Genomic DNA, 21,028 nt, shown 5'->3' with positions numbered 1-21,028 from the left:
ATACGCAGCTACCATCCAGCCCCGAGCGGCGGCTACTGCCCGGCCTGCTCCGTATTCGCCACGGCGGGTACGGCGTTCACGACCTGGGTGATCCCGGTCGCAGCCGGTTGATCAGGCTTGACGAACAGGTACAACACGAATGTCGCGACCCAGGCGGCCCCGAGGATCGCGGTCGATTTACGTGGTTTCACTGATACCTTCCCGGCGCAAGGCCGCGGCCACTCGGACCCGCAGCTCGCGTCCGACCTCGAACTGCTTGCCCGGCAACGTCCGGGCAACCATTCGGATGTTCATCTGGTCCATGGTGAGGTCGTCCACGCCCATCACGGTGGGTTCGTCGAGCAGCAGCGGCTCGAGCCTTCGGTCGCGGAACGCTTCGGCTCCTACCTTGTGCAATATCTCGTTCACCCTGGTGATGTCGGCGCTGGCCGCCACCGGAACGTCGATCGCGGCGCGCGCCCAATCCTTCGACAGATTGGTCACTTTGACGATCTGCCCGTTCGGCACGGTGATCACCTCGCCGTCGGCGTTGCGCAACGTGGTGATCCGCAGCGTGACGTCCTCGACCGTACCCTCGGCCACCTCCGCGGCTCCAGTCACGGCGATGCGAACTACGTCACCGAATCCGTACTGCCGCTCGGTGATCAGGAAGAATCCGGCCAGAATGTCCTGCACGATGCGCTGCGCGCCGAAACCCAGCGCGGCGCCGAGCACCGCGGCGGGCGCGACCAGACCGGTCACCTGAAAGCCGAGCCGCTGCAACACCTCCATGCCGACCAGCACGTAGACGATGGTCAGCACCACCCAGGTGAGCACCTGGGCCAGCGCGTGCCGATGCTTGGCCGCCTCCGTCCGCACCAGCGCGTCGCTGCTGCGGAACCCGGCGTCGATCTTGCTCGTGACCCGGTCGCGCACGAAGGTGGCGAACCGGCTGAACAACATCGCGCCGAGGATCAGCAGCACGATCTCCAGGCCGCTGGAACGCAGCCACGCCGTGGAATCCGCGGCGGACGCCGCCGCGATCACCGCGACCATCCCTGTTGCCGTTTCACACCATCCGCGACACGCACGCCAGACAGGCTACAACGGAGCGCCGAGCCGGGCCGCGCGTCGCACCGGAATGCCACGCGCCGCAAACTGATTCGCCTGCTCCCGCCTGCGCCGGCGGCTGCCGCGACTTCGGAAGCGCGGCGAGTTCCGAGAACCAATTCGGCTCAGCCTTCGCGCCTGCGCCGACGAATGCCGAGAGTTCTCACTGGTTCTGGCTTTCCCGCATGCGCCACCGGATACCGGATTCGATGAAACCGTCGATGTCGCCGTCCAGCACCGCGGTCGGGTTGTTCACCTCGTGCGCGGTGCGCAGGTCCTTGACCATCTGGTAGGGGTGCAGCACGTAGGAGCGCATCTGGTTGCCCCAGGACGCGCCCTCGTTGGTCTTCAGCGCGTCCATCTCGGCGCGCTCCTCCTGCCGCTTGCGCTCCAGCAGCTTGGCCTGCAGCACGCGCATGGCCGAGATCTTGTTCTGGAGTTGGGACTTCTCGTTCTGGCAGGTGACGACGATGCCGGTCGGGATGTGCGTGATGCGCACCGCGGAGTCGGTGGTGTTGACGCTCTGACCACCGGGGCCCGAGGAGCGGTATACGTCGACGCGGATCTCGGTCTCGGGCACCTCGATGTGGTCGGTGGTCTCGACCACAGGTAGCACCTCGACCTCGGCGAACGAGGTCTGGCGGCGGCCCTGGTTGTCGAACGGGCTGATCCGCACCAGGCGGTGGGTGCCCATCTCGACCGAGAGGGTGCCGTAGGCGTAGGGCGTCTTCACCGCGAAGGTGGCGCTCTTGATGCCCTGACCCTCGGCGTAGGAGGTGTCGTACACCTCGACCGGGTACTTGTGCCGGTCCGCCCAGCGGATGTACATGCGCATCAGCATCTCGGCCCAGTCGGCGGCGTCGTCGCCACCGGCGCCGGAGCGGATGTTGACCAGCGCCTCGCGCTTGTCGTACTCGCCGGAGAGCAGGGTGCGGACCTCCATCGCCTCCACGTCGCCGTGCAGCGCGGCGCGTTCGGCGTCGGCCTCGGCGAGGGCCTGGGTGCGGGCCTCGCCCTCCTCGCCCTCGGCCAGTTCGTAGAGGACCGGCAGGTCGTCGAGCCGCTGGCGCAGCTCCTCGACCCGGCGCAGCTCGCCCTGCGCGTGGGACAACTCGCTGGTCACCTGCTGAGCGTGGTCCTGGTCGTTCCACAGGTCGGGATCGGCCGCCTGGTGCTCGAGCTCATCGATGCGGCGGCGCAGTTCCTCGATGTCGAGGACCGACTCGACCGTCTTCAGCGTGGCGTCGAGTTCGGCGAGATCAGCGGAAACATCAGGATGCACGGTCTACTAGGCTACCGGTCCCGGTCGATACCACGAAAAGCGCGCCCGCGATTTCCCGGCACACCTCAACCGGAGACCGCGCGCAGCTGCCCCGGGCGGCGACCCGCCAACGCGTCCAGTGCCGCCGCCGTGGCGTCGTCGGCGGGGAGATGGACGATTATCTGCTGGTCGTCGTCGGCGAACAGGTCGAGGGTTTCGTAGGCCAGCCGCAGCGGACCGGCCGTGGGGTGCGCCAGCCGGGCGATACCGGTGGCGGCGGGCAAGCTCGGAACGCTCGCCACCCGCCGGGTGAACTCGTCGCCCGCGACGACGGTGAGTTCGTCGGCCAGCGCCGCGATGGCCGGATCAGCGCGGAATGGTCCCTGCTTCAGCGTCGCGACCTGCTGGTCGGCCACGTGATCCCAGTCCGGATAGACCTCGCGGGCGCGTGGGTCGGCGAAGACGAAACGCGCGAGGTTGGCGAAGGGGTCGGAGTCGAGCAGGCCCGTCGGACCCATCAACCTGCGGTAGCCGTCGGTGCAGGCGAGCACCTCGCCGAGTCGATTGACCACGACCGCGGCCGCCGGATCCAGATGATCGAGCACGGCGCGCACGGTCGCACGCACCTGACGGTTCGGCTGCGCGCCGCCCATGCAGGTGAAGCCCGGGTCGGCGGACTTGGTCAGGCGATGCAGGTGGATGCGTTCGCTCGGCGTGAGCTGGAGCGCGTCGGCCAGCGCGGAGAGCACCGGCGGCGAGGGATGACGGTCGCGTCCCTGCTCCAGCCGGGTGATGTATTCGACACTCACCCCGGCCACGGTGGCCAGCTCGGCGCGGCGCAGGCCAGGGGTGCGCCTGCGCGGGCCCGCAGGCAGGCCGACCCGCGCCGGACTGACCGCTTCGCGCCTGCTCCGCAGAAACAGGCCAAGCTCGTTGTCGCTCACCCTTCGAACGGTACAAGGGCACCCCGCCGCCAGGGTGGCCCTGCCACTACCACTCTCCGCGCGGTCTACCAGCCCGACGCTGCCGCGCAGCAGATTCGAGATACGGCGGTCGCACCGGCCGCCCTCGACTCGCAAGGAGAACAGCAATGTCGTCACTCAGGCTCGCGGTGATCATCGGCAGCGTCCGGGAGGGGCGGTTCGGTCCCACGGTGGCCGGATGGTTCGCCGAGCAGGCCGCTCGGTACGGCGGCTTCGAGGTCGACGTGATCGACCTCGCGGACGCGGACCTGCCGCTCGCGCTGCCCGCTGTCCCGCCCGCCATGGAACCGAACCCGCCGCGCCCCGAGGGCATGGTCGATCTCAGCGCGCGGCTCGCCGCCGCCGACGCGTACGTCATCGTCACCCCCGACTACAACCGCAGCTACCCGGCCGCGCTCAAGGCGGCCATCGACTGGCACTTCACCCAGTGGGACGCCAAGGCGATCGGGTTCGTCGGCTACAGCGGCGGCAGCGGCGGGCTGCTCGCGATCGAGCACCTGCGGCAGATCTTCAACGAGCTGAACGCGCACACGGTCCGCGAGTACGTCTCCTTCCCGCGCTACTACCTGCTCTTCGACGAAGCGGGTCGGCTGCGCGAACCGGAGGAGCCCGCCGCCGCGGCGCAGACGATGCTCGACCGCCTGCACTGGTGGGCCTCCGCGCTGGCCGCCGCACGATCTGCGTCGGTCGCCGCCTGAGGCGCGCTTTGTCGATCCGGCCGCGTCCATTAGGCGTACCGTCGCTGCGGCCATGCGCGGGCTGTCGACGGACTGCGTCCGGCTGCGTCTACTAGGCGTACCTCCGCCTTCGCTCCGGCCGTGCGCGGGCTGTCGACGGACTCCGTCCGGCAGTGTCTACTAGGGTTTGCGGACGTGGCTGCTCACACCTCTGACCTGGAACTCGCGTTGCGGCTGGCCGACGCGGCCGACTCGATCACCAAGGCGCGGTTCGGCGCGCTGGACCTGAAGGTGGACGCGAAGCCGGACCTGACCCCGGTCTCGGACGCCGACCTCGCGGTGGAGCGGGCGATCCGCCACATGCTGACGCACGAACGGCCGGCGGACTCGGTGCTCGGCGAGGAGTTCGGCGGCGACGCGGAATTCGCCGGACGGCAGTGGGTGGTCGACCCGATCGACGGCACCAAGAACTTCGTGCGCGGCGTGCCGATCTGGGCCAGCCTGATCGCGCTGCTGGAGGACGGAGTGCCGGTGGTGGGCGTGGTGAGCGCGCCCGCGCTGGCGCGGCGCTGGTGGGCGGCGGCCGGTTCGGGGGCCTGGACCATGTTCCATCCCGGTGCGCCGCACCCGATCTCGGTGTCCGCCGTCGCCGAGCTCGACTCGGCGAGCCTGGCCTTCTCCAGCCTGTCCGGCTGGCGCGAGCGCGGCATGCGCGAGGACTTCCTCGCGCTCACCGACGACGTGTGGCGGGTGCGCGGCTACGGCGATTTCTTCAGCTACTGCCTGCTCGCCGAGGGCGCGGTCGACATCGCCACGGAACCCGAAGTGTCGCTGTGGGATCTGGCCGCTCTCGACATCCTGGTCCGCGAGGCGGGCGGGGCGTTCACGTCGCTGTCCGGCACGCCGGGACCGCACGGCGGCGACGCCGTCGCGACGAACGGGCTGTTGCACGAGGCGGTGCTGTCCCGCTTCGCGCGCTGATCAGCTCAGCGGCTTCTCCATCAGGACGACGCGGTCGGTGCCGTGGAACTGCGGCGGCAGCGTCGTCTCCCGCAGCTCGGTGAAACCCTGTGCGGCGTAATACTTCCGGAGGGCCCGGTTGTCCGCGGCGGTGTCCAGCCGCTGGCGGTCCAGCCCGCGCGCAATCGTGCGTTCGGCGCAGAACGCGAGAGCGCGCGCGCCGAGACCCCGGCCGCGATGGCTCGGCGCGACCATGAGTCCGTGCACATAACCGGCCTCGATCTCGTCCGGTCCCCAGAAATCGGGGTCGTGCCAGATCAGCCGCACGGCCGCCAGCACCTCGCCGGTCGGCTCGCGCCGCACGTACCATTCGCCGCGCGCCGCCTCCCGCGCGAGGATCGCGACGGGGTACTCGCCGGGCAGCCACTGCGCGATGCCGTTGGCCACCATCCAGCGCGCCAAGCCATCGCGCATCGCGATGATGGGAGCGGCGTCGGCCGTGGTCGCCGGAACCATCTCGAGGGGTTCGAGTGCTCGGGAATCCACCATGACCGCCAACCTACTTGGCGCGCGGACGCCGAGGCGCAGGTTCCGGTTATCGCCGCCGTTCGTCGGCGGGCGTCAGGTCGAGACCGGACGGTGGACGCAGGCGGCGCAGCGCGCCGTCCATGCTCGTGACGTACAGCGCCCAGTTGGCGCCGTCGCGCACGATGCGCACCGAGGTCGCGCCGTCCGGCGGATTGCGGAACGGACCCGGCTTGATCAACCCGGTGATGATGGCGCAGGCGGAGCCGGTGGCGGTGTCGACCTGGTAGACGGCGCCCAGCGTGTGATCGGCGACGAACAGCAGGCCGTCGCGGGTGGCCTCCATGTCGTCGGGCAGTGCGAGCAGTCGCGGGACGCCCGTGACGACGCTCGGGCTGTTCGGCGCGTCCAGCGGGATGCGGAAGATCTTCAGTTCCAGGCTGTCGGTGTAGATCGACCGGCCGTCGGGAGCGAGCGCGAGCCCGTTGGTCAGCGGCAGCGCCGACCAGGTCTTGGTGTATTCGCCGGTGGACGGGCGGTAGCGCGAGATGCCGGTCGGCGGGGCCTTGACGCCGATGGTGGTGAACAGCAGGTCACCGTCGGGAAGCACCAGCAGTCCGTTCGGTCCGTTCAGGCCGGTCAGCAGGACCTCGACGGCACCGGTGTCGATGTCGTAGCGCCGCAACGTGCCCGGCGCGGCGTCGATACCGTCGCCGGTCAGGAAGTACACGGAGCGACCGACCACACGCACGCCCGCCGGGTGATCGAGCCCCGTGACCAGCGGTTCGAAGCGACCGGAGGCGTCGACGTGGGCGAGGAAGCCGTCGAGGATGCCGGTGACGTAGAACCCGCCCGCACCGTCGCTGTCGAGATTCTCCAGATTGCCGACACCCTCGACCACGGTCTCCACGCCCCAGCCCTGCGCACAGGACGCGGGCACGAAATCACCATTGGCCGTGGGTGATCCGATGACCAATCCCGCCGCGATCGTCGCGATCGCGGCACCGAAACGCTTACTCCCCATCCCTGATGGCATGCGGCATACGCTAATGCTCGCGCGTCACTCGCGCGCGAGCCAGCCACGAATGGCATCGCGCTGGACGCCGAGCAGGGCGCGCTTCCGCGCCAGTTCGGCGATCTTGCCGTCGAGTTCGGCGTAACGCTGTTCGACGATGCCGAGCGATTCGTCGCAGGGCACCACCCATCGCGTCGGATCCCGCAGGCAGGGCAGCAGACCGCGGATGTCCTCCGTCGACATTCCGGCCGAGAGCAATTCGCGAATACGCGCGACCCGCACGGGTGCGTCCTCGCCGTAGACGCGGTAGCCCTTGGCATCTCTGCCTGGCAGCAACAGACCCTGTTCCTCGTAGTAGCGCAACAGCCGTGGGCTCACGCCACAAGCCCGCGACAAGTCTCCGATCAGCATGTGACTCCGCTCACTCCGGGTTGGCCTTCACATCCATGTGAATACCTAACTTCGGCGGCATGACTGCGATTCCCCTGACCACCACCGTCACCGGTTCCGGACCCGGCATCGTCCTCGCGCACGGAGCGAGCGGATCGATCGAGAGCAACTTCGGCGGCATCATTCCGGCACTGGCCGCGTCGCACACCGTGGTGGCCTCCGATTACCCGGGCGACGACACCCGACTCGAACTCGACGGATTGGCCGACGCGTTGGTCGCGGCCGCAGTGCGGGCGGGCGTCGAGACGTTCACGATCATCGGGTACTCGCTCGGCACGACAGTCGCGGTGCGCGCCGCGGTGCGGTATCCCGATCGGGTTCGCGGATTGATTCTGGCCGCGGGCTTTTCGAAGGCGGACAACCGCGCCAGGATCCTCGCCAAGGCGTGGCAGGATCTGCTCGATCTCGGTGACACCGAGACATTCGCGCGGCTCTCGGCCCTGGTGGGATTCTCGGCCGACCAGCTCGAGTCGCTGTCCGCGACGGCGGCCGACGCGCTCGTCCGCCAGATGGCCGGATCCGTTCCAGGCGGCACCCGGCAGCAAGCAGTGCTCGTCGCAAACGTCGACACCACGGACGATTTGGCGCATATCGAGGTGCCGACCCTGGTGGTGAACGCCACCGGCGACCTGCTCATCCATCCGGCCAACTCGCGGGCTCTCGCGGCCGCCATCCCCGGCGCGGAGTACACCGAGATCCAGGCCGGGCATGTGCTCATGATCGAGCGGCCCGAGGAGTGGTGGAAGACCGTCGACGATTTCCTGCGTCGGCACGGACTGTAGTTCTCACCCGAGATGCTTTGCGCGCGGCCAGAGTTCATGCCACGGTGCGCGGAGTTCGCGGCAGACGAACAGCGGCTCGTCCTGCTCGTCGTTGTCGATGCCGAGGCCGTTGTCGATGCGGCCCGCCGGTTCGATGGCGGTGCACAGTTCGGCGAGCCGGTCGCGTTCGATGCCGACCGTGAGTATCTCGGTGGCCGTGTCGGGCGGCGGGCCCCACCACCAGTAGGCGTTGTGGCCGGAATGCGGGGCGGGGAGGTCGTAGGGCGCGCCGAAGCGTTCGATCGCGCCCGCCTCGCCGTAGTTGTCCGTGAGGATGGTGACGTCGGGGCCCAAACCCGCTCGTATATCGCCGATTTCGCGGACGAACTCCGGCCATCCGACGGTCTCCCCCGCGTCGTAGTTGATCGCGAGCATCGGCGAGCCGGGCAGCGCCGAGACCGGAAGAACCGGCAGGAACAGCACCGCCGACCCGATCGCGTTCACCGTCACAATCGCCCCGGCCGCCGCCCAGCGCCCGCGCGCCCGACCGAGCCACGCCGCGAGCGGCACCGCCCCGGCGGCGAGGAGGATCGGATACATCCCACCCAGGTAATAGGCCTTGCCACCGGTCAGCAGGAAGACGACGAGCAGCAGACCGTAGGTGAGAGGAAAAACTCGATACCGCGGTTCCCGCCACAACCGCCACAACCCGTAGCCCCACAGCGGCGTGAGCAGCGGACCCATCAGCCCGAATTGCAGAACCACGAACATGATCGGCGAATCCGATGTGCCCGACGAGCCGCCCGCGATAGCGCGCCCGACCTCCCACTGCGGCCACCTGTTGTCCGCCTGCCACCACAGATACGGCACCCAGAGCAGCGTCGCCAGCCCGACTGCCGCGGCGAAGTATTTGGTGGCCAGCACCTTTCGTGAGCCGACCACGAGCAGCGCGAAAACCACCGCCGCCGCGGGAAAGATCAGCAGCGATTTGTTCAGCAGGCCGAGCCCGGCCACCAGTCCGATCGCCGGCCACCAGCGGGGATCGACGCGACGGTCTGTCACCGGACGAGCGGATCGCACGGTTACGTCGGAACCGGGCACGGCATCGCGCAACAACCGCAGCAGCAACAACCCCAGCAGCGACCATGCCGCCAGATGGAACACCGCCGTGCTCAACGTGTGCCCGACACCCTGCACCAGCGCCGCGCTGGCAACCGCCGCGGCGGCCAAGGTCTGCGCACCGCGGCCACCGCCGAATTCGCGAGCCATCAGCCCGGCGCAGACCACCACCAGGGTCGCCGCGAGCACGGCCGGGGCCCGCAGCAGCGGCAGCGATTCGGGGTCGATCGCCGATGCCGCCCGCGCGACCAGCGGCGTGAACGGCGGCTGATCGGCGTAACCCCACGCCGGCCTTTTGCCCGCCGCGAGAAAGTACAGCTCGTCGCGGTGGTAACCGTACCGATTCGAGAACGCGACGAGCACGGCGGCGAAAAGCCCCGCGACCCAGTACATCCCGTCACCATGACACAGCGCCGAGCGTCCGGCCATACCTCGCGCGACGGGTGTCCGCATCCCGAGCCGCACATCGACCCTCGAGCCGTCGCAGCGAACCCGCTGCTGGGCACAGCGCTCAGAGGTTTGCGCGCGCTTCGGCGAGTTCGGCCGCACCCCCGGACGGCGATCGGCTCCGCGGAACCACCGCGCCACGGCAGCCCCGCAGAGCCGCCTCGCTCAGTCCGCGCTACCGGGCCGCGCGGATCCGGTTCCCGACCCCGTCACCGAACCGGACTCCCCTGATCCCGAACCCGCCGACCCGGACGGGAACCCGACCTCGCCCGAACCGAGGTCGATGCCCGTACCGCCCTCACCCGAGCCCAAATCGAAGACCGGTGCGCCGGAACCGAAATCCACCCGTGGCGGCCCGCCCGTATCCACATCGATGGGCGTCAACGGCAGTCCGGGCGCGGCGCCCGCGACCGGTGCGGCCAATCCCACCGCCACCGCGAACCCGACCGATACCACAAGCCGTTTCATGAACAAGACCTCCATTTCGGGGGCAGACAACGTGCCGCCACCGTAGCCGAATCCGCAGACTTGTGAAGCACATTCGTTTCACTATTGGACAATCGTGAGGTATCACTGAAAAAACGGTCGACACCTGGGATCGAGAGGCGAATCGGTCGCCCGTCCAGCATGCGTCCGCAACCTCCGGCACCATCGACTCGGACGGCCGCTCGACGGTCTTCTTACTCTGGAGTAAGATTGCCTTACTCAGGAGTAAGATAGCTGGGACAAGACCTCACCCACCCACCCGAGAAAACAGGTGATGATGAGCACTCGAGACAGCGCAACGACGCGACGTCCAGACACGTCCGCCGTCGGCCTCAACCAGCCCAAGCGGGACTGGATGGGCGCGGCGATGCGGGTCATGACAACCCTCACCGGGTCGGAGCTCGCCGAGAAGTACAACCTGCGCAAGCCGATCGAGCGAGTCACCTACGAAGGCACCAAGACCGGCTTCCGCACCCTGGGTGCGGCCACCCGCGCGTTCAACAAGGTCGCGGGCGGCGGCGCCCCCAAGCGGCTCGCGGACAACGAGTCGAAGAAGAAGGACCTCTTCGACATCACCCCCTCCGACGAGCAGCAGATGATCGTCGAGACGGTGAAGGAATTCGCCGCCGAGATCCTGCGCCCCGCGGCCTACGAGGCCGACAACTCCGCCAAGGCGCCGCGCGACCTGCTCGAGCGCGCCGCCGAACTCGGCATCACCCTGATCAACGTGCCCGAGGAGCTCGAGGGTGCGGCCTCCGAACGCGGCGCGGTCACCAACTCGATGGTCGCCGAGGCGCTCGCGCACGGTGACATGGGCCTCGCGCTGCCGATCCTGGCGCCGAGCGGCGTCGCGGTCGCCCTCTCCCAGTGGGGCACCGATTCCCAGCAGAAGACCTACCTGCCCGCCTTCACCGGCGAGAACGTGCCGCAGGCCTCGGTCGTGATCAACGAGCCGCGCGCCCTGTTCGACCCGTTCGCGCTGCAGACCAAGGCCACCCGCTCGCCGAGCGGCTACCGCCTCAACGGCGTCAAGAGCCTGGTGCCCGCCGCCGCGGACGCCGAGCTGTTCCTGATCGCCGCCGAACTCGACGGCCGTCCCGCCCTGTTCATCGTCGAGTCCGACGCGCCGGGCCTGGTCGTGGAGGCCGACCCGAGCATGGGTCTGCGCGCCGCGGGCATCGGCCGCCTGCTGCTCAACGACGTCGCGGTCCCCGCCGACGCCGTGCTCGGCGACGGCGACGCCAAGACCCGCGCCGAGGAGTACGCCGACGCGGTGCGCCTCGCGCGACTGGGCTGGGCTTCGCTCGCCGCGGGCACCGGCCAGGCCGTGCTGGACTACGTGATCCCCTACGTCAACGAGCGCGAGGCGTTCGGCGAGCCGATCTCGCACCGCCAGGCGGTCGCCTTCATGGTCGCCAACATCGCCATCGAGCTCGACGGCCTGCGGCTCGTGACCCTGCGGGGTGCGTCACGCGCCGAGCAGGGCCTGTCCTTCGGCCGTGAGGCGGCGCTGGCCCGCAAGCTGGCCACCGACAAGGGCATGCAGATCGGTCTGGACGGCGTGCAGCTGCTCGGCGGCCACGGCTTCACCAAGGAACACCCGGTCGAGCGCTGGTACCGCGATCTGCGGGCCATCGGCGTCGCCGAGGGTGTCGTGCTCATCTGATCGGCTCGTTCCTTCCTTCAGGAGACCTTCAACAATGATCAACCTCGAACTCCCCAAGAAGCTGCGGGCCAGCGCCAACCAGGCCCACCAGGTGGCCTCGGAGATCTTCCGACCGATCTCGCGCAAATACGACCTCGCCGAGCACGAGTACCCGGTCGAGCTGGACACCATGGCCGCCATGGTGGAGGGCCTCGCCGACTCCGGCACCCAGAAGATCGGCGGCGCCGCGGGCGGCCGTTCCGACGAGTCCGACGCGCACGCCACCGAGCTGCTCGGAAACACCAACGGCGGCAACATGTCCGCGCTGCTGAACGCCCTGGAGACCTCGTGGGGCGACGTCGGCCTGATGCTGTCGATCCCCTACCAGGGTCTCGGCAACGCGGCCATCGCGGCCGTCGCCACCGACGAGCAGCTGAAGCGCTTCGGCAAGGTGTGGGCCGCGATGGCCATCACCGAGCCGTCCTTCGGCTCCGACTCCGCCGCCGTCACCACCACCGCGGTGCGCGACGGTGACGAGTGGGTGCTCAACGGCGAGAAGATCTTCGTCACCGCCGGTCAGCGCGCCACCCACATCGTGGTGTGGGCGACCGTCGACAAGAGCCTTGGCCGCGCGGCGATCAAGTCGTTCGTCGTGCCGCGCGACGCTCCCGGTCTGTCGGTGGCCCGGCTCGAGCACAAGCTCGGCATCAAGGCGTCCGACACCGCCGTGCTCCTGTTGCAGGACTGCCGGATTCCCGCCGACAACATCCTCGGCAGCCCGGAAGTCAACGTGGAGAAGGGTTTCGCGGGGGTCATGCAGACCTTCGACAACACCCGTCCGCTGGTGGCGGCGATGGCCGTCGGCGTGGCGCGCGCCGCGCTCGAGGAGCTGCGCGCCATCCTGACCGCTGCCGGTATCGACATCTCCTACGACACCCCGGCGATCAACCAGCACGCGGCGGCGGCCGAATTCCTGCGCATGGAAGCCGATTACGAGTCCGCCTACCTGCTCGCGCTGCGCGCGGCGTGGATGGCCGACAACAAGAAGCCCAACTCGCTGGAAGCCTCCATGTCGAAGGCCAAGGCGGGCCGCACCGGCACCGACATCACCCTCAAGGCCGTCGAGCTGGCGGGCACCATCGGCTACTCCCAGCGCACCCTGCTGGAGAAGTGGGGCCGCGACTCCAAGATCCTCGACATCTTCGAAGGCACCCAGCAGATCCAGCAGCTCATCGTGGCGCGCCGGGTGCTCGGCAAGACCAGCGCCGAACTCAAGTGACGCGCTGACCCACAACGAAACCGGTGCGGGGTTGGGTGGCCCCGCACCGGTTTCTTTATGCCCCAGGGCTTTCCGCAGGGCGGCCCGGACGGCCGACCCCGCGATTTTTCCGGTGCGCGGGGTGGGCTGTCGGGGGTTTGGGGGATCGGCTAGGGTCTCGCAGATACCGCGAAGGTAGCGGACGAATTTCAGTAAAGGCTGTACCAAGGACTCTGGCAAGGAGATTGGTTATGCGTCGACTGAGTTTCAAGCGTCATCTCACCGCGGCGGCGGCCGTTTCGGCCGTGTTGGCAACGGTGTTCAGCGGAAGCGCGGCGGCGGAGCCCGAGGTCCCGACCGTGGACTGGGGCATCGCGGTGCAGAAACTGCGGGAGGCCGCCGAAGGTAATCCGATGGCGGAGGAGGCGATCGATCGGCTCCTCGCCGAGCGGGACCGGTTGCCCGCCAAGAGCAAGGTCGCGCTGCCCGCCCAGCCGTTCCAGATTCCGGCGCAGTCCGACATCGGCCGCGGCCAGGGCCCCGGCGTATACGGGTCGGGCATCGCGCTCGGCGTCGACGGTTTCCGCCTCGGCTTCTTCGGCGGACCAGGCACCATCTCGCCGAACCAGGGCGGCGCCAAGATGGAAGCGCTGTGGGTCAACCTGTCCAACGGACGCAGCGGCACCGAGGTGCTCTACGAGCACAACGACGTTCCGGTCGACACCACCATCCGTTCCAGGGCGCTCGACCTCGGCCCCGGCATGATCGTCTCCGCGGTGTACGGAACCCTGTGGCACCGCTGGTCGGTCCCGGTCAGCGACGCCAACCCGGACGGCTACCAGTACCAGCGCGGCACCGTCTCCATCCCCTCGATGGGCGCGGTCTACAACTGACCCGCGATTCGTCGCGGCGGCCACCACGCCGCCGCGGCGAACCGGTCGCCTCGCCCCGTCACACGCATCCCCGCCGCGCGACAGGATGAACGACCCAGCGCCGCAGAGACTTACGATCTCGACGGGCCTGACGACTCGAACCAGCGCCGCACCGGGCGTTACCACTCGAGCCCGCCCGGCACCTCGGGCCGCCGGTCTCCGAGCTGCTTCCGCCACGAGGGGAAGTCGTCACGGCTCAACCTCGTCCGGAATCTCCGGTCTCGGCGGCCAATCGGCGAGCCGTCTCGGCCATCAATATCCGATCGCGCCGTTCCTCGAACCGCGCCGCATCCCGATCCAACTGCTCGACGAACGCGCCGAGCTCGTCCCGGCACTGCTCGCCGGGCGGTCCGAAGCCGGTGCGGTCGAAGATGTTCCACTTCCGCAACACCGGCATCACCACGTCGTCCAGATGCTGGCGCGGATCGTAGATGCCGTGTTTGGCGATGAGCGCCGCCTTTCGACGGAAGTCCGGCATGCCGACACCCGGCATCCGGAACCTCCGCACGATCATCGAGATCGCCTCCAGCGCCTGGTCGGGGGTGAGCTCGAGGGCCGCTTCGCACATGTTGCGGTAGAAGACCATGTGCAGGTTCTCGTCCGCGGCGATGCGTTGCAGCATCTTGTCCGCGATCGGGTCGTCGCAGACCTTGCCGGTGTTGCGGTGACTCACTCGAGTGGCGAGCTCCTGGAAGGTCACGTACGCCAAGCCGTAGAGCGCGTTGGTCTCGTCGTCCCAGGCGGCGGGCGTGTCGGCGCCCTTGGTCATGTGCACCATGCGGGCGCGTTCCAGCGCGACCGGATCCACTCCCCTGGTGACGACGAGATAGTCACGCATCGTGATGCCGTGCCGGTTCTCCTCGGCGGTCCAGCGGCCGACCCAGGTGCCCCATGCCCCGTCCCGGGAGAAGCTCTCGGCGATCTCGCGGTGGTAGGAGGGCAAGTTGTCCTCGGTGAGCAAGTTGACCACCATGGCCGCCCTGGCCACTTCGGACAGCCGCGACTGTTCCGGTTCCCAGTCGGCGCCGCCCATCGCGGCGTAGTTGCGGCCCTCACCCCAGGGCACGTAGTCGTGCGGGTGCCAGTTCTTGGCCGTCGCGAGGTGCCGATTCAGTTCGCGCTCGACGATCGGCTCCAGCTCGATCAGCAATTCCAGTTGGGTCAGATTTCTCGACATGTCGGTGTCCCCTCCGGGCGGCGGGTGTCGTGCGTCGGCTCGGGCGGGTGGCGAGGCCGCGGGAGCGAGCCACTGGCGCCGCCCGGAGAGACCCGCGCCGGCGATGCCACGTCACACAGGACCATTGTCCGCTTTGCCGCCTTTGCATGTGACCCATGACACGTTCGCTGCTACGGTAGGCATCCACATAGCCGATCGCGAGGTCGAGTGCCGACGCGAGTGTTCAGTGGAGGAGTTCGAGGTGAGCATGGCGCGTGCGCTGGAAACGGTGAAGGCCCTTGGGGTGTTGCGGTCTCGTGGAGTCAGCGATCCGAAGGCGCCGCTGGAGACACTGCGCACCATGCGCGAGACCAAGGCGTTCGGCCCGCAGGCGGCCCTGGTGCGGCATTCCGCGCGGATCGCGCCGGACCAGGTCGCCCTCGCGGACGAACGCGGCGAACTGACCTATCGCGAGCTGGACGAGCAGTCCACCGCCGTCGCGCGCGGCCTGCAATCGGCCGGTATCACCGAGGGCACCGTGATCGGCGTGCTGGCCCGCGACCACCGCGGCCTGATCATGTCGATGATCGCCGCGGGCAAACTAGGCGCCCGGATCGCGTTGATGAACACCGGCTTCGCCAAGCCGCAGTTCGCCGAGGTGTGCGCCCGCGAGAAGGTGAAGGCGGTGCTGCACGACAGCGAGTTCCTCGGGCTGCTCGACGCGCTGCCCGCCGACCTGCCGCGCTACCTGACGTGGGTCGACGAGGGCGCCCAGCTGCCGCAGGGCGCGCAGACCTTCGACGACCTGATCGCCGCGAACTCCACCGAGCCGCTGCCCGCGCCTAGCAAGGCCGGCGGCTTCATCATCCTGACCAGCGGCACCACCGGCCTGCCCAAGGGCGCGCCGCGCACCAAGGTGACGCCGATGGCCACCGCGCAGTTCGTCGACCGCATTCCGTTCCAGAAGTTCGGCACGATGGTGATCGTCTCGCCGATCTTCCACAGCACCGGCCTCGGCACCTGGTTGGTCGGCACCGTGCTGTCCAACAAGATCGTGATGCGCCGCCGCTTCGACGCCGAGGCGACGCTGAAGATGGTCTCCGACCACAAGGCCGACATGCTGGTCGCGGTGCCGACCATGCTGCACCGCATGGTAGAGCTGCCCGAGGAGGTGCGCGCCAAGTACGACACCTCCTCGCTGAAGGCCATCGTGCTCGCCGGTTCCGCGCTCTCGCCCGAGCTGTGCGTGCGCGCCGCCGAGGTCTTCGGTCCGGTGCTGCACAACCTGTACGGCTCGACCGAGGTCGCGATCGCCACCATCGCCAAGCCGGAAGAGCTGGCGCAGGCCCCCGGCACGGTCGGTCGCCCGCCGATCACCTGCGACGTGCGGCTCTACGACGACAACGACCAGCTGGTCACCGACCGCAACGTCACCGCGCGCATCTTCGTGCGCAGCGGCGCGCCGTTCGAGGGCTACACCGACGGCCGCAACAAGCAGATCATCGACGGCTACATGTCCAGCGGCGACGTCGGCCACTTCGACGACAACGGCCTGCTGATGGTCGACGGCCGTGACGACGACATGATCGTTTCCGGCGGCGAGAACGTCTTCCCGCAGGAGGTGGAGAACCTGCTGCTCGAGCGCCCCGACGTGTTCGACGCCGCGGTGATCGGCGTGGACGATGTGGAGTTCGGCAAGCGGCTGCGCGCCTTCATCGTCCCGGAGCCCGGCCACACGCCCGACGGCGAGGAGCTCAAGGCCTACGTGAAGGACAACCTGGCCAGGTACAAGGTGCCGCGCGAGGTCGTCTTCCTCGACGATCTGCCGCGCAACCCCACCGGCAAGCTGCTGCGCCGGGTGCTCGTGGAGTACCAGATCTGATCGTGACCGATCCGGGTCGCGAATCGGAGCCCTTGCGGCACAATCCGATTCGCGACCCGCGAGGTTCTCGAAAGACAAGACCTCCGCGCGGTGAGATGGATGACACACTCGGTAACAGTTGCTTGCTATTGTTAGCGCCAGCACTGGATCTCGATGTTGCGGTCCACACCACCCCGAGTCCCGGTGGCTGGACCGCGGAAGGTTGTCCCTTATGTCTTTGTCCTTTCCCGCGCTCGGCGGTTCCGTTCGCAAGGCCGGCGATCTCGCACTCGGCGTGAACGTCATGGTGAAGCGGGGTCTGTTCAACCCGCTGCGTCCGGACCACGCGGCACGCTCGGCGTTCAACGTGCTGAAGTTCGGTCCCTTCGCCGGTGTCGTCATGCACGCCGCGCAGACCAGGCCGCACGCGGCCGCCATCGTGGACGAGCGCGGCGAGCTGACCTTCGGCCAGCTCAACGACCAGTCCAACGCCTTCGCGCGCGGGCTGGAAGCTCAGGGCATCGGGGCTGGCGACGTCGTCGCGGTGCTGGCCCGCGATCACCGCGGCATGGTGCTCAGCCTGCTGGCCGCCGGCAAGCTCGGTGTGCGCGCGGTGCTGATGAACACCGGCTTCGCCAAGCCGCAGTTCGCCGACGTCGCCACGCGCGAGAAGGTCAAGGCCGTGCTGCACGACAGCGAGTTCCTCGACCTGATGAGCGCCATTCCCGCCGAGATCCCGCGCATCCTCACCTGGGTGGACGAGAAGGACAACGCCGACCCGTCGATCCCGACCGTCGAAACGGTGTCCGCGGGCCGGTCCACCGCGCCGCTGCCCGCCCCGGCCAAGCCCGGCGGCATGGTCATCCTGACCAGCGGCACCACCGGCACCCCGAAGGGCGCGCCGCGCGATCGGGTCAGCCCGTTCGCCTCGGCGCAGTTCGTCGATCGGGTGCCGCTGCCCGCCAACGGCACGATGATCATGGCCGCGCCGATCTTCCACGGCACCGGCCTTTCCCAGTTCACCCTCGGTCTGGCGCTCGGCAACCGGGTCGTCTTCCAGCAGCGCCGCTTCAACCCCGAGCAGACGCTGGCCAACATCGAGAAGTACCGCGCGGACTCGCTGGTCGTCGTGCCGACCATGCTGCAGCGCATCCTCGATCTCGGCGACGACGTGCTCGCCAAGTACGACGTGCGCAGCATCAAGGTGATCTTCGCGGCGGGTTCGGCCATCGCGCCCGACGTGGTCACCCGCACGCTGGACCACTTCAACGACAGCCTCTACAACCTGTACGGCTCCACCGAATGCGCCGTGATGACGGTGGCCACCCCGGAAGACCTGCGCAAGTCGCCGACCACCGCGGGCCGCCCGCCGGTCGGCATCCGCATCGTGCTGCTCGACGAGAACCGCAAGCCGATCACCGAGCCGAACGTCACCGGAACCATCTTCGTGGACAACGGATTCGCGTTCACCGGCTACACCGACGGCCGCACCAAGGAGATCGTCGACGGCATGATGTCCAGCGGCGACGTCGGGCACTTCGACGCCGACGGCCTGCTCTACATCGATGGCCGCGACGACGACATGATCGTCTCCGGCGGCGAGAACGTCTTCCCGCTCGAGGTGGAGAACCTGATCGCCGGGCGCGAGGACATCTTCGAGGCCGCCGTGGTCGGCGTCGACGACCGCGAGTACGGCAAGCGGCTGCGCGCGTTCGTCGTTCCCGGCCCGGACTCCAAGCGCGATCCGCAGGAGATCAAGGACTACGTCAAGGCGAACCTGGCCCGCTACAAGGTGCCACGCGAGGTGATCTTCCTCGACGAACTGCCGCGCAACGCCACCGGCAAGCTGCTGCGCAAGCCGTTGATCGAGATGGAGATCGAGAACTGATCCCGTGATCGCTCGCGCGGCGCCCGTGTTCCCGGAGCGCCGACGCCGCGCGAGCTGTCGACCGTCCGGTCTGCTGGTATTAGGCTTGCGCGAGAAGGCAGTTCGAGCGACAGGGGCGCGATGTCCAGCGTGATCGGCAAAGGCGGGAACGTCGCGCTGGGCGGCGGGCGATTGCACGTGACGGTGGCGCCCGCCGGTATCGATCTCTCGGTGCTGTGCGTGCGCGACCACGGCAAGGTCGGTGACGACAGCGAATTCGTCTTCTACAACCAGCCGGTCTCGCCGGACGGCGCGGTGCGCCTGACCGACGGCGCGATCTGTATCGATCTACCCAGTGTCGGCGCGGTGACCGACCGGCTGGTCGTAGCCGCCTCGGTGGACAACGGTGTGTTCGGGGGCATTCCGCTCGCGGTCCGCATCACCGAGGACGGCGGGCTCGCCCACGATCTGCCGATCACCGGGCTGAGTTCGGAGACCACCGTCATCCTCGGCGAGGTGTATCGCCGCGCGAACGGCTGGAAATTGCGCAATGTGGCGCAGGGTTATGCGACCGGACTGGCCGGGTTGGCAACGGATTTCGGCATTTCCGTCGACGATGAACCCCAGAGTACGAATCCATCTGCGGCACAGCAGTTTCCATCCCCAGCCCAGTCCGCTGTTCCGCACACCCCCGCGTTCGGGCAGCCGCCCGTTCCGTCCGCCGGGTCGCCGGGAGCCTCGTTCGGCCAGCCGCCGGTCGGGTCACCGAATGCGGCGTCGTTCGGGCAGCCGCCCACCGGGCCGACGGCGGGCGCGTCCTACGGCCAGCCGCCTGTCGGGCCGACCGGAGGTACGGCGTTCGGTCAGCCGCCCACCGGGCCATCGCCCGGCACGCATTTCGGTACGCCGCCCGACTCGTATCACGCTGGAGCGCAATCATTTGCGCCTCCTCCTCCGTCGTCGGGCTCGAACTTCGGCACGCCGCCCGGCTCGTATCAGGCTGCCCCGCAGTCGTTCCCGCCGCCTTCGGCGACTCCCGGCGCGAGTTTCGGTTCGACGCCGGACTCGCATGCGCAAGCTCCGACCGGACCGCACGGCATGCCCCCGCAGACCCCACCGCCTTCCGGCGTGAACTTCTCCAAGGGCGCGGTCACCCTGACCAAGAACGCCCCGCCGGTCCTGCTGGAAAAGGCTCCCGTGATCCGACTACGGGTGGCATGGGCCAGCGGCACCGACTACGAGGCGTACGCCCTGGTCGTGCTGAACACCGGCGAGGTCGTGCACGTCGCCACCTTCGATGCCAAGGACACCCCGGCCAACCCGCACTACCGTGATCTGGTCCGGCACCTCGGCGACCGCGGCCGGGGTCATGTGCGCAGCGGCGGCGGGCAGGCCGAGGAGATCATCGAGGTCCGCTTCGCCCCCGAGATCGTCGCGATCGTGCCCGTGGCGTACTCGGCGATCAACAACGGCACCGGGTCGTTCTTCAAGTACCGGGTGTCGCTGGCCATCGAGAACGGCGCCGATCAGGTGGTGATCCCCGCCGATCAGGCCAAGAAGTCCAGCTGGATCTTCACCTGCGTGCCCGGCGTCGTCTACAACCGCCCCGAGGGCGTGCTCATCGAACGGCTCGAGCTCTACAGCAAGCGGTTCTCCGAGTTCCGGCCCGCGGTGTTCCTGCAACCCGACGGCCGCGTCGAGGTGAAGATGGACAAGGGCCCGATCAACCAGTTCAAGGCCGACCGGACCTGATCCGGAGTTTCCATGCGGAAACGCCTGGTCGGAGCGGTTTCCAGCGGTCGCTCAGTGTGGTCGGCGACCAGTAACAGGTCCGTTATCATCAGCGGGTGAGTATCGAGTTCGATCGGTCGGCTGCGGGACGTCGCAGCGCCGTCGCGCGGCTGCGCGGCGGGTCGGCCGGTGCGATCTCGGGAACCGTCTCCATCGCGGCCCACGGCTGGGCCTCGGGCGGCATGGCGCCCGACAGCACCACCCTCGCCCTGCTCGCCGCGGCTTCCGCGGTCGTCGGCGCGCTGGTGGCCGGGCTCGCTCCGCTGCGCGATACCGCGGCGGGTCTGATCACGGCGCTGGTCGGCGGTCAGCTGCTCGGCCACGTCGCCATGGGATTCAGCTCCGGGCACCTGCACCACGGCGACGCCCAGCTGACCCCGCAGATGCTCGCCGCGCACATCGTCGCCGCCTGCGTCGCCGCCGTGGTCATCCGCGGCGCCGAGGCGGCCTATCGGATCGGCACCGCCGTCCTGGCGCGGGTGCTGCCGGTGCTCCATCGGGTACCGGTCGTCGCCGATCCCGCTCCGCTGCGCACGACCCACCGCGACCGCGTCATCCTGCGCATTCTCGCCGCCGAGACGCTGCGCACCCGGGGCCCGCCGCGGCTCGTTCACGTCTGATTTCACCCACACCCGGTGCACGAGCGCGCTGTTCGCGTTCCCGCCGTAGTCCCGCGTTCCGACGCGGCTCCGTCGCGCGCCCGGACTCTCGCCGCCAGCGATGTCATCCGACCCGCCGAGCACTC

Annotated in this window: 20 protein-coding genes; 10 read left to right on the top strand and 10 right to left on the bottom strand. The window is 68.8% G+C overall.

Annotated elements, in window-relative coordinates:
- Window positions 1–32 precede the first annotated feature (32 nt).
- The 4 genes from FB390_RS34985 to FB390_RS13195 form a co-directional block, all read right to left on the bottom strand.
- Window positions 33–191, bottom strand: a complete 159-nt coding sequence (locus tag FB390_RS34985) for an Rv3103c transmembrane domain-containing protein (RefSeq protein ID WP_484213831.1) — start codon at window positions 189–191, stop codon at window positions 33–35.
- Window positions 178–1,035 (bottom strand): mechanosensitive ion channel family protein, encoded by an 858-nt coding sequence (locus FB390_RS13205; protein ID WP_141809219.1) that lies wholly within the window; start codon window positions 1,033–1,035, stop codon window positions 178–180. The genes FB390_RS34985 and FB390_RS13205 overlap by 14 nt, the downstream gene beginning before the upstream one ends.
- A 217-nt stretch (window positions 1,036–1,252) precedes the next feature.
- A complete protein-coding gene (gene prfB, locus FB390_RS13200; protein ID WP_067792023.1) occupies window positions 1,253–2,371 on the bottom strand; it encodes a peptide chain release factor 2 in 1,119 nt (372 codons plus the stop codon).
- A gap of 65 nt (window positions 2,372–2,436) precedes the next feature.
- Window positions 2,437–3,294, bottom strand: coding sequence for a helix-turn-helix domain-containing protein (locus FB390_RS13195; protein WP_141809218.1), 858 nt, complete (start codon window positions 3,292–3,294; stop codon window positions 2,437–2,439).
- A 146-nt stretch (window positions 3,295–3,440) separates the two neighbouring features.
- On the opposite strand from FB390_RS13195, the gene FB390_RS13190 reads away from it, so the two are divergent.
- Both FB390_RS13190 and hisN read left to right on the top strand, forming a co-directional pair.
- A complete protein-coding gene (locus tag FB390_RS13190) occupies window positions 3,441–4,031 on the top strand; it encodes an NADPH-dependent FMN reductase (RefSeq protein ID WP_141809217.1) in 591 nt (196 codons plus the stop codon).
- Between the two features lie 174 nt (window positions 4,032–4,205).
- Complete coding sequence (hisN, locus tag FB390_RS13185) at window positions 4,206–4,991, top strand: histidinol-phosphatase (protein WP_141809216.1); 786 nt, start codon at window positions 4,206–4,208, stop codon at window positions 4,989–4,991.
- On the opposite strand, the gene FB390_RS13180 is transcribed toward hisN, so the two are convergent.
- Genes FB390_RS13180 through FB390_RS13170 form a run of 3 tightly spaced genes read right to left on the bottom strand, consistent with a single transcriptional unit; the run spans window position 4,992 to window position 6,921 of the window.
- A complete protein-coding gene (locus FB390_RS13180; protein ID WP_246123995.1) occupies window positions 4,992–5,519 on the bottom strand; it encodes a GNAT family N-acetyltransferase in 528 nt (175 codons plus the stop codon).
- Window positions 5,520–5,565: 46 nt separating this feature from the next.
- Window positions 5,566–6,531, bottom strand: a complete 966-nt coding sequence (locus FB390_RS13175) for an SMP-30/gluconolactonase/LRE family protein (RefSeq protein WP_141809215.1) — start codon at window positions 6,529–6,531, stop codon at window positions 5,566–5,568.
- 24 nt (window positions 6,532–6,555) lie between these two features.
- Complete coding sequence (locus FB390_RS13170; protein WP_141809214.1) at window positions 6,556–6,921, bottom strand: MerR family transcriptional regulator; 366 nt, start codon at window positions 6,919–6,921, stop codon at window positions 6,556–6,558.
- 59 nt (window positions 6,922–6,980) lie between these two features.
- On the opposite strand from FB390_RS13170, the gene FB390_RS13165 reads away from it, so the two are divergent.
- Entirely contained in the window at window positions 6,981–7,742 is a 762-nt protein-coding gene (locus FB390_RS13165) for an alpha/beta fold hydrolase (RefSeq protein WP_141809213.1), read from the top strand.
- Window positions 7,743–7,745: 3 nt separating this feature from the next.
- Here FB390_RS13165 and FB390_RS13160 read toward each other — a convergent pair whose 3' ends face one another.
- Window positions 7,746–9,233: a glycosyltransferase family 39 protein gene (locus FB390_RS13160; RefSeq protein WP_141809212.1), complete on the bottom strand. Its 1,488-nt coding sequence runs from the start codon at window positions 9,231–9,233 to the stop codon at window positions 7,746–7,748.
- Window positions 9,234–9,452: 219 nt separating this feature from the next.
- Window positions 9,453–9,755, bottom strand: a complete 303-nt coding sequence (locus FB390_RS13155; protein WP_141809211.1) for a hypothetical protein — start codon at window positions 9,753–9,755, stop codon at window positions 9,453–9,455.
- A 289-nt stretch (window positions 9,756–10,044) separates the two neighbouring features.
- Here FB390_RS13155 and FB390_RS13150 point away from each other — a divergent pair, with 289 nt between their 5' ends.
- From FB390_RS13150 to FB390_RS13140, 3 genes are all read left to right on the top strand, one after another.
- A complete protein-coding gene (locus tag FB390_RS13150; protein ID WP_425465862.1) occupies window positions 10,045–11,439 on the top strand; it encodes an acyl-CoA dehydrogenase family protein in 1,395 nt (464 codons plus the stop codon).
- A 34-nt stretch (window positions 11,440–11,473) separates the two neighbouring features.
- Window positions 11,474–12,697 carry an acyl-CoA dehydrogenase family protein gene (locus FB390_RS13145; RefSeq protein ID WP_141809209.1) on the top strand — a complete coding sequence of 408 codons (1,224 nt, stop codon included), beginning with the start codon at window positions 11,474–11,476 and terminating at the stop codon, window positions 12,695–12,697.
- A 230-nt stretch (window positions 12,698–12,927) separates the two neighbouring features.
- Complete coding sequence (locus FB390_RS13140) at window positions 12,928–13,569, top strand: hypothetical protein (protein WP_141809208.1); 642 nt, start codon at window positions 12,928–12,930, stop codon at window positions 13,567–13,569.
- Between the two features lie 235 nt (window positions 13,570–13,804).
- On the opposite strand, the gene FB390_RS13135 is transcribed toward FB390_RS13140, so the two are convergent.
- On the bottom strand, window positions 13,805–14,785 hold the full coding sequence (locus tag FB390_RS13135) for an acyl-ACP desaturase (protein ID WP_141809207.1): 981 nt from the start codon (window positions 14,783–14,785) through the stop codon (window positions 13,805–13,807).
- Window positions 14,786–15,032: 247 nt separating this feature from the next.
- Here FB390_RS13135 and FB390_RS13130 point away from each other — a divergent pair, with 247 nt between their 5' ends.
- The 4 genes from FB390_RS13130 to FB390_RS13115 all read left to right on the top strand — a co-directional run bounded on the left by FB390_RS13130 (window position 15,033) and on the right by FB390_RS13115 (window position 20,903).
- Window positions 15,033–16,646 carry an acyl-CoA synthetase gene (locus FB390_RS13130; protein WP_221639389.1) on the top strand — a complete coding sequence of 538 codons (1,614 nt, stop codon included), beginning with the start codon at window positions 15,033–15,035 and terminating at the stop codon, window positions 16,644–16,646.
- 211 nt (window positions 16,647–16,857) lie between these two features.
- Window positions 16,858–18,513, top strand: coding sequence for an acyl-CoA synthetase (locus tag FB390_RS13125; protein WP_141809205.1), 1,656 nt, complete (start codon window positions 16,858–16,860; stop codon window positions 18,511–18,513).
- Between the two features lie 120 nt (window positions 18,514–18,633).
- Window positions 18,634–20,244: a TerD family protein gene (locus FB390_RS13120; protein WP_141809204.1), complete on the top strand. Its 1,611-nt coding sequence runs from the start codon at window positions 18,634–18,636 to the stop codon at window positions 20,242–20,244.
- A gap of 95 nt (window positions 20,245–20,339) precedes the next feature.
- On the top strand, window positions 20,340–20,903 hold the full coding sequence (locus tag FB390_RS13115; protein ID WP_141809203.1) for a hypothetical protein: 564 nt from the start codon (window positions 20,340–20,342) through the stop codon (window positions 20,901–20,903).
- The last annotated feature ends 125 nt before the right edge of the window (window positions 20,904–21,028 follow it).

The sequence above is a fragment of the Nocardia bhagyanarayanae genome (genome assembly GCF_006716565.1).
Classification (GTDB): Bacteria; Actinomycetota; Actinomycetes; order Mycobacteriales; family Mycobacteriaceae; genus Nocardia; species Nocardia bhagyanarayanae.
This window is presented reverse-complemented; position numbering and strand designations above follow the sequence as displayed.